A 15,452-nucleotide genomic window follows, 5' to 3' on the forward strand; every position below is an offset into this window, starting at 1 on the left:
TCACTCGACAGGTTCTGCGAAGACGACGATCGACGCGCGATCGGGCGAGAGCCCGATCTTGCCGCCGGCGGAACCGACCTTCTCGGCCGCGACCACCAGATTCGCGGGCTGTCCGGCGGGAACCGTGGCGAAGTCCGAAGTCGGCGACAGCACCTTCGACGTGGTGCCGTCGCGATAACACGGTGTGACCGGCAGGTACATCCAATCGCCGCTGGCGGCGATCGACGTCGCGACGATCTCGCCTTGCGAATGATGCAGTCGCACAGTCGCCTCCGCGGAGGTGCCGGCGTCCGCGCGGGTATAGATGTGCCCATAGACGATGGGCCGCCAGCGGAAGGGCAGCGGCGGGATGGCGAACGTGGCGCCCTCGATCCGGCCGGTGTCCTCCTGCCGTTCGGCCGCGAAGTCTTCTTGGAACCACGACCATGGGCCGACTCCGAGGGGCGTGGCAGCCGAGCGAAACTTCCGGGTGGACCGGTCGTAGGCCAGGATGCTGCCTGCGCCGGGGGCCCGTACCTTGTCATAGTCCGGCGACTCGGTGATCTGTCCGGAGGCGCCAGGCGGCCCCTTCGGACCACGCAGCCCCGAGGGGACGGTGACCTTCAGATTCTGGTTCGCCCCCGCGCCGGAGAACTCGACGGAGGGCTCGGTCAGGTTCTCCAGGCTCACCGTGTCCGTGACGGTGATCGTGGTCGGTTCCGCGGCAGCCCCCCGCGGTCCGACCGCATCCGGTGAATGCCGCCACTCGGTGCCGGTCCAGACGTCCATGCCGTTGTCATCGATCCGATGCCACCAGCTGCCGCGATCGTCCGGCCCGAGCCCGGTCGGCCGCGCCGCCGCGTCGGCGATCTCGCCCATCTTCCGGAACGTGGTGCGGGGCCGACCCCGGCCGCCGGGCGCGCCGCGCGGGCCGGGCGGCAGGTCCAGCATGGCGAAGCCGTCGGAGACGGTCGCCTGCGCGGTCAGGATGGGTAACCCGTCCACGTCGGGCGCCCGCGTGATGGTGATGTGAGCGGGAAAAGATATGTCCGCCATGGTTTCTCCTCTTCGAAAGGCTCAGAAGATGAGCAGGTCGAGATCGGCGCCGACGTCGGTAGCGAGATCCTTGATCGCGGCGGCCACGCGGCCGAGCCGCTGCCATGCCTTGACGATCGAGTCCTCTTCATCGGATCCGTCGCCGACCACGATGTGCCACTTCGCGGCGGTCTCGCGGTCATCGGTGAAGGTCAGCTCGGTCACGTAGTCGGTGAAGATCTGACCGTCCAGGGCGAAGCCGATCTGATCGCCGAGCCCGTAGTCCTTGCCCAGAATGTAAGGGGCGTTGTCCTCGACGGTCACCCGCTTGCTGGTGTAACCGCGGGTCAGATGCATGCCCTGGCGCGCGGCAACCAGGCCGTCCAGGTTGAATGCCTTGTCGCTACCCGAGATATACAGCTCGCGGAAGGCGTAGGGGCCGGCCCGGTGCACCCGGTCCATGTTGCGGTAGACGTTCCAGGCGAGGAATACGTCGTTGAGCTGACCGCGATACAACCAGCCGAGCCCGATCAGCGACAGCAAACCCTTGATCACGAACTCGATGCCCGCGTTCACCCAGCCGGGCGACCGGCCGCCGACGATTATGTCGGTGGCGGTGGGCTTGTGCAGGGCGATCTCGGACTTTCCGATCCCGGAGTACTCGCCTTCGAAGTACCACACCCAGGGGAAGTTCCGGAATGTGCCCGCGCTGAGCCGCTCGCCGTACACCGCCTCGTATTCGGTGGTGGAGTCCAGGTTCGGGTAGCGCATGGGCGTGGTGCCGTCGCCGTTGAATTCCTCTATCCAGGAACGGATTCCGTCGAGCAGCGTGCCGGTAGCGCCGGTCACGCCGGACTTGTCCACCGTCTCCAAGACGACCGTCGGCCGATCCAGGTAGAACCATTCCGGCGCGGGCTGTTCGTCCTCGCCAGGCAGATAGAATCGAGCGGTCAGCATCACGCCGGAGTCTTCGAGCATGGGGGCGAACAGCTTGTCGGCCATGTCGAACCGCGCCGATGCCGCACTCCATTTGCTGGTGTCGTGCAACGGATCCACTGGGACGACGGCGATCGGGAAGAGCATGTTGCCGGTGCCGCCCCACTCGGGCTTCTCCGCATCCTGCGGTGGCACCCAGCCCGGGGCCTGCAAGCGCATCAGGTTCGCCGTCAGGTAGTTGGTGATGATGGTGCGAACCGGGCCGAACTGGATCATATGCCGCGGGAACTGCGCGAGAATCGGCGCGAACGGGCTTGCCCAGCAACAGATCGTCGCGATGTGGTTCCAGCAGTGGATAGCCTCGATGTCGACGGTTTCGACACCGAACTCGTCTCGGACGATCGACGCCTTGGTGATATAGCCGTCCCAGCGGAACCCCTTGGTGTTCACCGTAATCGGGATGGTGGCGTCTTCGTGATCGTCATTGTTGAAGAGATGGTCGAAATGGACCATGTCGCGCGGGCAGATCATCTTGAGGCCACCCGGCGCGTTGCGCGGATAGGTGAACTCCAGCGAGAGGTAGTTGTGCTCTTCGCCGACCTCCTGCATCCACTTGTCCCAATAGCGCACCAGGACTTCGGGATCGCGTAGCTGGTCCTGTTCGTCCTTGTACGCCTTGTCCATGCGCAGGGCTTCGCTCTGCGGGTCCCAGGCAGGCATGCTCATCAGAACGGCCTCGACGATCGCGGCGTGACCGAGACGACCAGGCTCGATTGCAGGTTGCCGCCGTCGACCTGCACGACGATGTCGGTGGCACTCCATGGCGGCAGCGCGGCGAGCCAACGCCGACCGGCCAACTGTCCCCAGACATTCTGGGCGATCGCGGAGTTCCCCGAGTACAGGCGGGCGGTCCGGTGCCGCGGATGCGTATCTATCCGTAGCGTCTGCCCCGCGGTGAGCCTGGGCGTCTGCACCATCCGGGGGATCTCGCTACCGGTCGGGTCCAGGATCGCCCAGCGTCCGGGACCATTCATCGTGTACCGCGGCCAGGCCGGCTGGTCGGCGGCGTTGCGTGCCCGCACCTTGCCCTCGTTGAGCGCCGAGGTGTTCGTCCACACAGCGGTTTCGTCGAAGTGTCGCTCCAGCGGATCCATCGCCGTCGCCGACATCTTGTACAGCGCTAGCGCATTTCGTGCCGGATCGATCTCGCCGACGGCTTCCGGGGCGGCATCCAGCTGCACCTGCTGAAATCGCCAGCCCTGATGCCGAGTGAAAAACCCGATAGTAGAAGGCTTGTCGGTGGACCAACCGCGGAACCAGGCGTCGTGCACCGCGTAGAACTCGCGGATCGGGTCCGTACCAGATCGTTTCGCGGACTGGGAGATCACGGCGATGAAGTCCCATTCCTTCTTCGCCCGGATCGAACGCTGGAAGGTCGCACCGTCCTGGCGAGCACCCTCGTTGACGAGCAGTTGCACCGGCGCGAACATGTAGCCGGTCTGGTTGGACAACCGGACGCCTTCCCGACCGGCATTCGAGCCGGACAGGTGCCACACCCGGCCGTTGACGTCCCACAGGACGACCTTCGTATTCTGGCTGTCCAATAGCTGGTGGGTCATCGACCGAGCCCTCCTCCGCGTTGTTGCGCCACCGTGCGGCGCCGGCGAACCCGCTCCACCGCGATGGCGGCGCTCTTGGGGTCCATGCCGTTGAAGTTGTAGATGTCTCCCCGGGCGGTGCGCCCGCCCGGACCTTTGGCGAGGTTGGTCAGGCCGAAACCGGATCCGAGCTCCTCTTTCACCCCACTGGCCACGAGCTCGATCGGTTTGGTGACGAACTCGGCGGCGGTGCCGGCGACCATCGAACCGATCATCGATCCGACCGCAGGCGCCAGCGCGCCCAGCGGGCCCAGGAACGGAGCGACCAATGTCCCGGCTGCGGTACCGAGCGTGCTACCGATCGTCGACGCCGCGCCTTTGATCGCGCCGGTGACCCCGCCGACCAAGCCGTGCTGTTGCAGGCCGCTCAGGCCACCTTGCAAGGCGGCGAGTCCGGCCTGCTGATCACGGGTCATCTGCGGAGTCGGGCTCTGGGTGCCCGTCGGGCTCCAGTCGATACCGGTGTACTCCTTGACGACGGCGGCAATGCTCGACGACCACTTGCCTTCGGGGTCGACGCTCTTGTAGAGATCACCTAGCGTGTCACCTTGCGCGGCACCGAATTGGGCTCCGGCCTCGATGATTTGATTCCCGTTGGCACCGAGCAGCGGTGCGATCGCGGAGGCCGCGTCCCCGCCGAGCTTGCCACCCGCGACATTGAGGAAGTCCTTGAAGCTAGCGGTTTTCGGGTCATAGATCTCGTCGTAGAGCGCGAGCGACTGTGCGCCGAATCCCGCCGCACCGACCGATGGCGTTCCATCGACGGGCGAATCACCCTGTGGAGCGACGTCATTCGCTCCTGGCGCGACGGAGGCGGCACCTGGAGTCACGGCCCCGTCGCCTTGCGACTCGCTTTTCCTCGGGCGGTTGCGAACCAGGTACGAACCTGCCTGCGATGGCTGCGCCGCCGACGGACTGACGCCGTAGGTGTAGCCCGATCCTGCACCGCCCGAATACGAGGCGCCCGAGCCGGTCGCATCAACTCCCGAAGCAGTTTGCGGCGCAGCCGAACTCTCGCCCTCAGCCCCACCGCCAGGGTCCCCGGCACCGAGGCTGGTCGGCCCGCTGGCGCCGAGGCCGGACTCGCCGGTCAAGGTCATCGACGCCGACAGGCTGCCACCGAACTTCGAGCCGATCAGACTGCCGAGCTGCGCACCGATCACCGGAGCCAGCGATCCGTCGGGACCGAGGGCCGGCGCGAGCACCGTGCCCAACGCGGCACCGACCCGGCTGCCCGCCTCGGTTGCCGCACCGACTATTCCGTGCGCCAAGGCGGTGGACAACGAACCCATCGGGTTGATGCCCGCGGCGCGCACCGTCTCCGACTCGACGGCCGCGCCACCGGTCGGCACCGTTCCGATCGGCGCCTGATACGCGCGACCGAAGCCGAGTCCGCCTGGCGTGCCTTCGGTCCGCACCCGCAGGGCGGCACCCAGCGGATCGGGTTCGCCCAGGTCGGACGCGTCCGCACCGGTCGTCGAGGCCGAGGACGGGGCACCTGCCGTACCACCGGAACCGATCGCCGAGCTCAGCGCGCCGCCCGGCCCGAAGGCAGGGGCGACTATCGAACCCAGTGCCGCGCCGGCGGCACCGCCCGCGTTGATGGCGGCATTCCCGATGCCGCCCAATACATCTGCCACCAATCCGAACAGGCCGAAGTCCTGCGGCCGGAAGGGAGCGCCCGCGTCCACCGGAGCGATAGGGCTGCGCAGCAGGTCCCGCCAGGACTGTGCCGCCGAGCCCGCACCACCGACCAGGCCGCCGTCGGCGAAGCCCTGCACCATGGCGCCCAGATAGGACGGGGACGGCACCCAGCCGCCGTTGATCGCGGCCAGCAGCGGCAATGCCTTCGCCGTGGCCGCGGCGTTGACCACGAACTCACCATGCGACAACCGAGCCGGGATGAGGTCTTGGCGCGATCCACCGGGCCCCTGCACCATCCCGCCGGCCGCGAAACGCTGCGGCGTCCGACTCTCGATCCCGGCGCCGGGCACACCCGGCTCCTCGACCACCTCGTCGCCGGAGTCGTTGCCACCCTCGTGTGCTGCCCGAGCGGACAGGGTCGTTTTCGAGCTGACCCGGACGATCCGGGTCCGAGTCCTGACCCCGTTCGCATCCGGGTCGTAGCGGTTGAGTGCGCCGGTCGTGATCCAGTTGGCGAAGAATCTCGGCACCGCACCGAGGATCTCTTGGAAAGCCCTTGCCAGCGAACCCATTTGGACACCGTCACCGGTGATACCGTTCGCCGACACCGATGAATCGCCGGCGACCAGGACCGGATCATCACCGGGCAACGTAATGATCGAGGTCCCGGTGACCTTTCCGCCCTCCCAGACCGCTCCGCTCGGCAGCGAGACCTTCTGGCCGGGAGCGGGCTGACCGCTGCTGGCCATGGCCAGGATATCCGGCATCGCCATGACCGGTGGGCGAGTGGCCGAAGAATGCTTCGAGTCCTGCGGCGCCCGCACATCGGAGCTCATTTGTTCCTCCACATTCGCATCTACTTTCTGGCCACTGGCGCGGGTCAACACCCGCGAGCTGTTACTCGTCCCAGTCGAGGAACTTGTTCATCTCGCCGATTCCGGTGGCGGTGCCGATTCGTTCGCGACCGGACTGCACGCCGGGTCGCGGGACCAGTTCCGGACGGTTTCGCCCGTTCCTGGCGTCATCGGTCTTGGCCCACACGAGCCAGCGCAGTGAATCGGTGATATCGGCGAGCAAGAACTGGTCGAGTTGCCAGCGGTGGCTTTCGGGGTTCATCGCGCGAAAAAGCGCGGATTCGGTGGGCAGCCATCTGATGATCGCCTTCAGCTCGCGCCAGCCGAGCACCTCGGTGCCGAGCTGATGTACCCGCAAGCCGAGCGTTATCAGGTCGTATTCGATTGCCTCGCAATGCTCTTCGAGAAGGGCATCGAGGCTCAGGATTCCCCCAGGTTGACTCCCGAATGGGTGCGCCACGCGTCGAGCAGTTCGTGGTAGGCATCCGGGTCCATCTCGTCCAGCACCGCGAGCGACTCAGCGGACAAAGTCAGCTCCAGCAGTGTGTACATCGCGTCGACATCACCGAGGCGGCGAATACGGCGGATCAGACCCGGCTTCAGATAAGACAGGGATGGCAGGTGCAACTCGACACCATCCACCTGATACACGAATTCATCCTTCACCTGGATCGGGCGATGGAGGGTGATCGGAGCTTTCGGGGAAGTCATTGGTTCGCAGACCCTTTCATAACTTTTTCTCGGTGCGCAGGTAGTAACGGAAGTTCGACAGATTGGGCCCAGCGGCGGCGGGCGGGCCTGCGCATAGGTGTTTGACCCGCCGCCACTGGGGGCTTAATCAGGCGGCGGTCTTGATGCCGTCGTCGAGGTAGCGGAAAGCCTTGACGCCGTCGTCGTTCTTGAACGCTTCGACGGTGATGTTGAAGCCGGCCAGCTCCTTGGACACGAACTTGCGCTCCTGGACCTGCGAGATCGAGGCGTTCGGCAGCACGATGCGCATCTTCTTGTCCTGGCTCAGCATGTCGAACACCCAGGCACGACGCGGCAGCACCGAGCCGGTCTCTTTGATCGTGTACAGCTTGCCGGAGGTAGCCGTCGCGGGGGTGGGGACAACATTGCCCTCACCGAACACCTGGGTGAGGACGTCCTCGTCCCACACCGCGTACAGGGTGAGGCCGAAGCGGACCGAGTGCTCGGTCTGCAGGTTGGCGATGATGTCGGCGTTCCAGTCCTTGATCTGTTCGATCTTGCGCTCGCCCTTGGACTCGATACCGTCCTCGGACACGTAGCCGAGCGGCTTGAACGCGTCGACCGGCTTGACGCTCGCGCCGACCGGCAGCAGGGTGTTGGTCGGGGCGACCAGCACACCGCCGGAGACGGAGACCGGAGTGCCGGCACCGATGTACTTGCTAGAGGGTGCAGCCATTGTGATTCTCCCTTGGGATTGTTGCGCAGGCCCATGGGATTTCGGTATTCAGTTGTGGCTCCCATGCGGGGGAGTCAGGCGAGGACCATGCCTCGCACGCCTTATTCGAGGTCAGGAATGGGCCGGCCGGTCATCGGGGACCGCGAAACCGCCCCAATCGACGATCTCGTAGCCGCCCCCGTAGACCGCCTCGGCGAGCTCCGCGACCAATAGCTGCTTCACCGTCCGGTCACCCCACCAGGAAGAGCCCACCGAGCGGTACAACTGCCGGTCGGTGCCGTTCACCAGATTCGTTTCGTAGTAGTCCCGTTGAAACGAGACCTCGACCTGCGGGTACTGCACGCGGTTGTAGTCGAGGGCCGGATGGAGGTCGAAGACATAGACGCGAGGGAAGCGATCGGAGACCGCGCGGACCAGCCGCGCGTAGCGGAACGGCTCCGCCATCCAGGTCACCAGCAGGGATTCGTCCTTCTTCAAGCTGATCTCACGCTGCACCATTGCGGTTCACTCCTTGTCAAACGATGAGTTATGTTGCTCGGCAATATGTTTCAGACGACCGAGCCGCGCACGATCAGGTCGGCGATCATCACCTGTCGCGGCGCGGCCGTAGCCGGGTCGGTGTCGTTCTGGAGGCCGACGTCTTCGAAGTACTCACACCACACGGAGCCGAGGTAGCCCGGTGCGGCGGCCGAGAGGATGGCGCGGACGCCACCGGCCAAACCCGCTGCACCACCGGCATCGTCGGTGAATTCGAGGACCACGCGGGGGCGATCGAGGATCAGGCTCGGGCCACGGCGGCCTTCTCGGTCTTCGATGTCCTGCCGCAGGATTCGGTCGTTACGTTTGACCCGCACCATGCGTGGCGGCCGCGGGTCCGGAATCCGGGTGACCACCTTCGCGGTGTCGGACGCGGCGGCGAGTTGCGCGGTCAGGTATTCGACCAGAGTCTTTTCGATGTCGGGGTACACGATCCGTTCGGTCATCGCGCTACCACCCTTTCGTGGCTATGGCTCTTGCCGGGCTTGCTCGATCCGCTGGCGCAGTTGATCGACGACTCCCGCATAGGCCTCGGTCTTGGTCGCGGCCTCGAAAGACAGGCCGCGGGGATGGACGGCGTACCAGTGGCCGTCGTCGGTCTGGCTGACCTGGATGTCGTCGAGGTCGTAGAAGGACTCGGGATCCGGTACGGGCCACTGCCCGTTCTCGTCCTTGGTGACGTGGAGGCCGGTATCGAATGCGCCGGGCGCGCCGCCTGGCGTTGCGGCCCAACGGATCTCCTCCAATTCGGGATGCACTCGCACCCCGCGTTTCACCAGATACTCGGCGACCCTGGTCGCCTGTTTGATCCCGGTAACGGTCGGTTCCGCCACCTTCGGTGACTGCTTGCTCTGCCACTGCGGCAGATGGATCACCGACAACTCCTCAGCGAGCGCCTTCACCTGCGGATCCAGCTCCGCGGTCTCCGCGGATTCGGCGAGCTTCCCGCTCAGGGCCTGCTGGATGAATGCGAGAAACTCCGGCGTGACCAGTTGTCCGGCATCGGTCTTCAGGTACTCCGGCGGAGGCTGATGATTGGCGAATTGGATGGATTCAACGACTTCTTTGTCAGACACGGTGTTCTCTCGCGATCATGGATTGCCTTCGAGTGTGGGTAGGAAACGCTCACTTCTGCAGGAGGATCGGGTTCAACTGACGCCCGTGAATCAATTCGCGGTGTACTCCAGGCGCTGCACCGAACCCTGCCAATCGGCGACGGTGACGCTGCCCGAGGCTTCGACTACGACACCGACCGGGCGCAGGATGCTCAGGAACCGGAACGGCAAGACGGATTGCCCGCCGGCCGGGGTCAGCTTCAAAACGCGAGCGCCGTTGGAGGTTTGGCCCGAGTTGGCCACATAGGTGTTGCCCGCCGAGTCGACATCGACACCGGCGGGGGCGTCGAGGCCGGTGAAGGGCAGTTTGGTCTGCACGCCCTGTGGGCTCAGCCGGACGATGCCGCGCCATTCGGTCTGATTAGACACGGTGACGTTGCCGGTACCGTCCACCGCGATACCGAAGGGCCGATCCAAATCCTGGAAAGGCAACGTGGTTTCGGTGCCGTCGGGGCCGAGGCGGAGCACCCTGCTGTTGCCGCCGTCGACGACGTAAATGTTCCCGGCTGCATCGACGTCGACGCCGGTGGGGAAGCGCAGCCCGGTGAACGGCACCGTGGTCTGCACCCCGTCGTTACCGAGTCTGACGACGCGGTGGTTCCCGTAGTCGACAGCGAGCACATTGCCCGCGGCATCGACCTTCACCGCGTACACCGCGCCTAGCCCGTCGAACGGCAGGGTGGTTTGGACACCTGTCGCGCTCAACCTGAGGATGCGGTTGTGGTCTGCGACGTAGGTGTTCCTGGCGGTATCGACGTCGACACCACGCGTGCCATCGAGGCCGGTAAATGGCACTTTCACCTGTGTGTAGGTCACGAGTTAGCGCTCCGATCAGGATTCGATATCGACGAGGGACACACCGACGCGCGGTCGGCAATCGACCGGGATCACAGGCCGAGGAGCGGCAGAATCACCGGGAGAACAAGGGGGGCCAGGTGGCAGGCCAGTTCGAGGAGGTCGAGGGCGATGGTGAGCATGGATTCACCTCCTCTCGGTCTGGTCAGTAGCGCCGGGATGAGTCCGGCACGATGCGGCCCGCGGCGATCAAGGTGTTGAAGGCCAAGGCTTTTCGGCGGCAGTGGTCGGTGGAGCAGGCGCGGTGGACGCGCATCGACTCGTGGGCCTTGGCGATGGTGAGCGGGGCTGCGGGGGTGGCGTGGTCGGCCAGCTCGAGCAGTTCCAGGACGGTGTTGTCCATGTCAGACCTCGGTCGTCGAAAAATGTTTAGCGCCAACGTGTTTGCGGTGCTGCGGGGGAAGTTGAGCCCCACCCCCGATCAGGGGGTGGATCGGGGGTGGGGCGAAACGCCCCGGTCGCTTCTTCCGGCTACGACCGCGAGCGAGAGGGTCGGCGGGAGACGGGAGCGGAAACCGGGGCGGGTATGTGGCAGGCTCGTGCCCGCTTGTCGTCGATCTCGAAGAGGTTTCGGGGGCATGCCACACGTGCGGGGCGGAGCGGATGTGCTCTGCGGCTTCGATGTCGGCGGCCCCGCCCACTGAAGTGGACGGGGCCGCGACGAAGTCGAGTATGAAAGTTATTGGTAGTGAAGAAGTTTCCCGGCGAGTCCCGGAAGAGGGCGCAGCTCTGGCGCTGCACAAAGCTTCACCTAAAGCGCGCCGGATGTCAACCCCCGGATACGGATTCGCGTCGAAATCGCAGGCAGATAGCTACTTTTGGGCGGACGCGGTGGGGCCGGAAACGACGATTGCCCCACCTCCGGACGAGGTGGGGCAATCATGTCTTGTCCTCCGAGCGGATATGTCACCTGATGCGGGTCAGGACATATCGATGCTTGGGATTACTCGGCCGAGCCCGTGGCCAGCAGCTTGAGCAGGTCGACGAGCAGCGTGGCCGAACCGCTGTCCGCATCGCCGGAGGTGCCGGTCTTGGCGGAGCCGGTGCCCGAACCCTCGCCCGCGGTGGCGCTGGGCTTGGCCGAGCCGGTGCCCGAGCCGTCGCCCGCGCCGGCCGAGGCCAGGCCCGAACCGGCCAGAACGATGCCGGCGGTAGCCGCGAACACAACGCCGAACACGCGAATCTTGCTCATTATAGGAATCTTCCCCTTGAAAGAATTGGTCCCTCCATCGGCGACCTGCTGGTCGTCGAGCAGGATTTTTCTATCACAGGGATTCGCCGGCCAGCGACCTTTTAGCCACACTCGCCGAATGGGTGTATTGCTCATCGATAACGGGTCATGCACGGCGAGGGTTTCGTAACAATGTCCACAGATCCGCTGTCTTGCCGAGACTTCTACGGTCAGGCACCCGGAGTGGCCGCGATGTCGACATACGAGCACGTTGGCAGGCCGTCCGTAATGATGGGCCGACCAAGCGATTCCGACCTGCGACCCTCGCTCCAGCAACTTCGGAGCATGAATCCTCGGACAGCCGCCGGCAATCGTGCGCATCCAGCAATTCAGAGGTTATGATGTGATTCATTTCATATGAAACATCTGTAACTTTCGGACGCCGTCTCCGATTGTTCTCCGGAATTTGTTTCGAGACACGTCAATTCGAGTCTGTCACGTCGGCCCGCGCGCGCCGCCGGGTCGGATAGGCCAGATGTTCGTCCAATACCGCGCCCACCGTGTACAACTCCGGCCAACCCGGCGCCCACGGCCCGGGCTGCGGCGCGATTTTCCCCGCGTTCCTGAGTGTTTGGATCCGCCGCACGGTCAGCCCCCGATACTGATCGCCGAGTTCCTTTGCCAGGGAGGCGATCCCGGACGCGTTGAGCCGATGCCGGCGCGCCTGCTCCAGCATGCCCTGGTCCAGCACCACCGGCGCGGCGGGCGGACAGACGATCCACAGCGCGGCCTGCACCACGGTGCGGATGTCCTCGGGCGCGCCGTCCGCGCCCTCGGTCATGGCCAGCGCGATCAGGTTTCGGTCGAGCCACCGGGCCAGGCCTGGAGTGGACGAGGACCCGGTGTAGTCGAGGCCGCGCTGCTCGCAGACCAGCCGCACCCAGGACCCGAGCACCGCGTGCAACTCGTCGGCGGCGCGGGAGGCGGCGGGGTTGTAGGGCAGTGGCTGTTCACTCGGACGGCGGTTCATCCGGTAGTCGCCCCGGGTGCTGAGCCGGGACTGCCGGGTCAGCGAAATGGCGAGATCCTCGGCGAGGTCGGGGATCTCGCGCAGCAACTCGGCCAGCGCCCGGAGTTCTGCGCGATCGAGGTAGAGGTGGTTCGGATGCTCGGTGGTCATGGGGTCGCTTCCGCTTCGGTGGAGTGCCAGTGGTCGAGCGAGGTCACCGTGTGGTGGTCGCAGCGGAGCACGGGCGGATCGGGATTGACGGCGAGCAGCTCGGCGGGCGGATGCCGCCAGCCCGCGTCGTCGCACATCACGCAGTGCCGGGCGGCCGCGCGGCGCTGCGCCGCATCGGCGCGCAGGTCGTCGCCGTGCGCGGCGTCCCAGCGCTGCCTTGCGCGCCGGGCGTCGCCGCAGGCCCCGCAGGGCGGCGGTGCCGGATGCGTGCGATGAACGGCGCATTGCCGATCCGGCGGGACGGATCGTGCTCCCCTGGAAGCATTTCCAAGGTCATGGGCAGGGACAGGGGTTCGGGTTCGCTCGGGCAGTTGTTCGACGGCGAGCCGGGCAGCCGCTGAAGCCGCAGGGGCAGTAGATGTTCGGGCAGGTGGTGCAGCATTTGCTTGCGCGCGTAGCTGCCGGGCCTGGCCGGAAACCTGCCCACCTTTGCGGCCGGCGTCGGCCCGTTTGCGGCGGCGGTCCTCGATCTCGGCCTTGGACATCTGCCGTTCGCCCCAGTCATGGAACCGGTAGCCGCCCTCGGCGACGGTCCAAAGCCCCGCTTCCACAAGCTTTTTCGCCTGTGCCGCGGAGCCGAGACCGCGCACGATCGCGGCGGGGACGAAACCCTCGGTGAGCTGCTGCATCGACCACGAGCCCGCCCGCACCCACAGCCCCATCGCGGCGTTGCCCGCGGCGACTGCCTTGGGGTGGAATCCGAGCTGGTCGTCGACCTGAAACCAGGGCATCGCAGCGGGCTCAGCTCGGGTGCTGGCCGCGCGCGGCCGCCCGCACGACCACCTCACGGTTGATCGTCTCGGCGAGCAGCCGGGCGTGGCCGTGCCGGATGTAGTCCTCGGTGTGCCGCCCGTCGAACAGGTAGCCGCGGGCGTAGGCGACGGCGCCGCCCCAGGACCGCCAGTGCTCCGGCGACCACCAGCGTTGCAGCTGACGGCCGGTCGCTCGGTCGATGATGCTCTGCCCCCAGCGCACCATGGCTTCTGGACTGGACAGGCAGAAATAGGCGCTCAGGTCGGCGATCAGCCGCAGGGGATTGCCTGCGGGCAGGGAGGTGATCGGATCACCTTCCGCGGCAACCCAATACGTCGGAATCCTGGTGATATCCCGCTGCCCGACAACGCCGTAACCGCCGGGATCCTGGCCGAGGCACCGACCGGCCGGACGCAACGGATCCGCGATCAACGCGCAGGCAACCACCTCCACGTGCGGGAACAGGCCCCGTCCGATGTCGGCGGCGAGATCACCCGCAATGCCCGCTCCCTGCGAATAGCCCGCCAGCAGAACACGATTGGGAGTTGCCTCGATCGCCTCGAGCAGCGCTCGCCGACCGGCGGCCACACTGTCGGCAAACGCGACGTGCCGACCGTAATCCGCCGGATAGGGCACCATGCGCAGGACAAACCGCCGCGGATCGAGCGCTTCGGCGAACGCGGCGGTGACCCGATCACCGCTCGGGTTCCAGGTGCCCCCGACCATCAGCACATCGATGACCTCGCCCGGAGCTGGCAACTTGCCGAATAAACGGCGGCCGAAAATGGCCACGGGGCCGTTTCCTTTCGTCGACGACGAGACCGGATGAGCCCATGCCGGAGCCACACCCGATCGGGTCGGAAAATGGGAATCGCGAAGCGCGGGTTCAGCGCGGCGCGAGAAATACCGGACCGGGGCGGTCTGCCGCGGTGCCACAGTGATCGCAGGACGCTGCCGCTGCGACAGTGGTTTCCAGTCGAAGATTCGCCGGGTGGGTGGCGATGGCATTGCCTAGTTCGGCATTGATCGGATTGGGGTAGCCGTAATCGACGTACACCATCCGGTGGTCGACGTCGACGATGACGCCGTGTTCGACGCCGCCACGTTCGGCGGTTGTCCCGGTGCAGGTGACGCGCGCACCGATATTGCGCCGGAAGGGTTCGAGGGCGGGGTCCGCGCGACGGATTCGCGCCGGCTTTGTCACCGGGGCCGCAATTCGTCGTCGGCGGCGGGCTGCGGAGCCGCGATGAGCGTCGCACTGCGCACCCGGGCATCGCGCGGATCGTGGATGAGAATCACTGCGACGGCATGCGGTTCGTCGCCACCGAGGTACGGAATGCCGGAGATGCCTGGGCTCCAGGCACCGAATCCGGTCAGCCGCGGCACATTGCGCGCAACCTGATCGAGTGCCATCGCCGCGGTAGCTGATCGATCGCTCAACGCGGCTCTACCGCCTTGCGGCACAATGTGATTCACGTCACTAAATGTTTGATACGACACGCCGGAATCCGGAAGACGAGGCGCGCCGGGCGACCGGGGTCCGCCACTGACGGTCATCGCGACTCCACATCGGGCAGTAGGTCGACAACGCGGCAATCCACTGCCGCTGCGATCCGAACGAGCTCGTTCACGGTGAACGACCCGTGCGCGGCGAGCAGGCTGCGCAGATCGGAGGCAGGCAACCCGGAACATGCGGCCAAGTCCGCGAGACAGAGTCCCGCGTCGGACATGGCGCGCCGCACTTTCCCGGCAACCATACGGTCTAAATGTTCCATACGGAGCACATTAAGGTCCGTTCGGACCTGTTGCAACTCGCGACAGACCTTTATGGGCGAAATGCCCGGTAGCTGCGGTGATCCTCGGCGGTTTTCCGGCATGTCGTTTGCCAGGTAGCCATTCGGACCTCAGAATGGTCCGTATGGGTGTGGAAAAGGTACCTTCGGACATCAATCGTGCGGTCGGGGCAGAGCTCAGGGCGGCCCGGGCCAGGCGGGCGCTGACGCGCCCGCAACTCGCCGCGCTGACCGGACTCGGGGTCAGCACGATCCAGCGCTTCGAGAACGGCGATCGTTCGCCGGACATGCAGCAGCTGCACGCGCTGTGCACCGCGCTCGACATCCCGATGCGCGAATTCGTCGCCGCCGCACTGCGGGACGTCGAACGCCCGGAGGAGTAGCGCGGCTACAGAGCACCTCGCCAGAACACCGCCGGAGTCGTGGCGGTGCGAAAGCTGGTGCGCGGGACAGTGA

20 protein-coding genes are annotated in these 15,452 nt (G+C 66.0%); 1 reads left to right on the plus strand and 19 read right to left on the minus strand.

Features of this window, described 5'->3' with window-relative positions; all coding sequences use genetic code 11:
- The 19 genes from ACFQ9K_RS11975 to ACFQ9K_RS12065 form a co-directional block, all read right to left on the minus strand.
- Positions 1–1,035, minus strand: coding sequence for a hypothetical protein (locus ACFQ9K_RS11975; protein WP_378718771.1), 1,035 nt, complete (start codon positions 1,033–1,035; stop codon positions 1–3).
- A gap of 21 nt (positions 1,036–1,056) precedes the next feature.
- Positions 1,057–2,676: a phage tail protein gene (locus ACFQ9K_RS11980; protein ID WP_378718769.1), complete on the minus strand. Its 1,620-nt coding sequence runs from the start codon at positions 2,674–2,676 to the stop codon at positions 1,057–1,059.
- Positions 2,676–3,569, minus strand: a complete 894-nt coding sequence (locus ACFQ9K_RS11985) for a phage tail protein (RefSeq protein WP_378718767.1) — start codon at positions 3,567–3,569, stop codon at positions 2,676–2,678. Before ACFQ9K_RS11985 ends, ACFQ9K_RS11980 begins: the two co-directional genes overlap by 1 nt.
- Positions 3,566–6,088, minus strand: a complete 2,523-nt coding sequence (locus ACFQ9K_RS11990; protein WP_378718766.1) for a hypothetical protein — start codon at positions 6,086–6,088, stop codon at positions 3,566–3,568. The genes ACFQ9K_RS11985 and ACFQ9K_RS11990 overlap by 4 nt, the downstream gene beginning before the upstream one ends.
- 61 nt (positions 6,089–6,149) lie before the next feature.
- Positions 6,150–6,464 (minus strand): DUF5361 domain-containing protein, encoded by a 315-nt coding sequence (locus tag ACFQ9K_RS11995; protein ID WP_378718764.1) that lies wholly within the window; start codon positions 6,462–6,464, stop codon positions 6,150–6,152.
- Between the two features lie 62 nt (positions 6,465–6,526).
- Positions 6,527–6,817, minus strand: coding sequence for a hypothetical protein (locus ACFQ9K_RS12000; RefSeq protein WP_378983143.1), 291 nt, complete (start codon positions 6,815–6,817; stop codon positions 6,527–6,529).
- A gap of 127 nt (positions 6,818–6,944) precedes the next feature.
- Entirely contained in the window at positions 6,945–7,532 is a 588-nt protein-coding gene (locus ACFQ9K_RS12005; RefSeq protein ID WP_378718762.1) for a hypothetical protein, read from the minus strand.
- A gap of 111 nt (positions 7,533–7,643) precedes the next feature.
- Positions 7,644–8,030, minus strand: coding sequence for a hypothetical protein (locus ACFQ9K_RS12010; protein WP_378718761.1), 387 nt, complete (start codon positions 8,028–8,030; stop codon positions 7,644–7,646).
- Between the two features lie 50 nt (positions 8,031–8,080).
- Complete coding sequence (locus ACFQ9K_RS12015) at positions 8,081–8,515, minus strand: hypothetical protein (RefSeq protein WP_378718760.1); 435 nt, start codon at positions 8,513–8,515, stop codon at positions 8,081–8,083.
- 21 nt (positions 8,516–8,536) lie between these two features.
- Positions 8,537–9,145, minus strand: a complete 609-nt coding sequence (locus ACFQ9K_RS12020; RefSeq protein WP_378718759.1) for a hypothetical protein — start codon at positions 9,143–9,145, stop codon at positions 8,537–8,539.
- 90 nt (positions 9,146–9,235) lie between these two features.
- Entirely contained in the window at positions 9,236–10,000 is a 765-nt protein-coding gene (locus tag ACFQ9K_RS12025) for a hypothetical protein (protein WP_378718757.1), read from the minus strand.
- 184 nt (positions 10,001–10,184) lie between these two features.
- Entirely contained in the window at positions 10,185–10,382 is a 198-nt protein-coding gene (locus ACFQ9K_RS12030) for a hypothetical protein (RefSeq protein ID WP_378718756.1), read from the minus strand.
- A gap of 600 nt (positions 10,383–10,982) precedes the next feature.
- Positions 10,983–11,231, minus strand: coding sequence for a hypothetical protein (locus ACFQ9K_RS12035; RefSeq protein ID WP_378726216.1), 249 nt, complete (start codon positions 11,229–11,231; stop codon positions 10,983–10,985).
- 460 nt (positions 11,232–11,691) lie between these two features.
- Positions 11,692–12,390 carry a hypothetical protein gene (locus ACFQ9K_RS12040; protein ID WP_378726218.1) on the minus strand — a complete coding sequence of 233 codons (699 nt, stop codon included), beginning with the start codon at positions 12,388–12,390 and terminating at the stop codon, positions 11,692–11,694.
- Complete coding sequence (locus ACFQ9K_RS12045; protein WP_378726220.1) at positions 12,387–13,181, minus strand: hypothetical protein; 795 nt, start codon at positions 13,179–13,181, stop codon at positions 12,387–12,389. Before ACFQ9K_RS12045 ends, ACFQ9K_RS12040 begins: the two co-directional genes overlap by 4 nt.
- Before the next feature lie 10 nt (positions 13,182–13,191).
- Complete coding sequence (locus tag ACFQ9K_RS12050) at positions 13,192–13,995, minus strand: PE-PPE domain-containing protein (protein ID WP_378726222.1); 804 nt, start codon at positions 13,993–13,995, stop codon at positions 13,192–13,194.
- 94 nt (positions 13,996–14,089) lie between these two features.
- Positions 14,090–14,407, minus strand: a complete 318-nt coding sequence (locus ACFQ9K_RS12055; protein WP_378726224.1) for a hypothetical protein — start codon at positions 14,405–14,407, stop codon at positions 14,090–14,092.
- On the minus strand, positions 14,404–14,760 hold the full coding sequence (locus ACFQ9K_RS12060; protein WP_378726226.1) for a hypothetical protein: 357 nt from the start codon (positions 14,758–14,760) through the stop codon (positions 14,404–14,406). Before ACFQ9K_RS12060 ends, ACFQ9K_RS12055 begins: the two co-directional genes overlap by 4 nt.
- Entirely contained in the window at positions 14,757–14,960 is a 204-nt protein-coding gene (locus ACFQ9K_RS12065; RefSeq protein ID WP_378726228.1) for a helix-turn-helix domain-containing protein, read from the minus strand. Before ACFQ9K_RS12065 ends, ACFQ9K_RS12060 begins: the two co-directional genes overlap by 4 nt.
- A gap of 161 nt (positions 14,961–15,121) precedes the next feature.
- Here ACFQ9K_RS12065 and ACFQ9K_RS12070 point away from each other — a divergent pair, with 161 nt between their 5' ends.
- The gene (locus ACFQ9K_RS12070) at positions 15,122–15,379 is read left to right on the plus strand and encodes a helix-turn-helix domain-containing protein (RefSeq protein WP_191093744.1); all 258 of its coding nucleotides are present in this window, start codon (positions 15,122–15,124) and stop codon (positions 15,377–15,379) included.
- Positions 15,380–15,452: the final 73 nt, after the last annotated feature.

This window comes from Nocardia sp. NPDC056564, from assembly GCF_042793755.1.
Taxonomy (GTDB): Bacteria; Actinomycetota; Actinomycetes; order Mycobacteriales; family Mycobacteriaceae; genus Nocardia.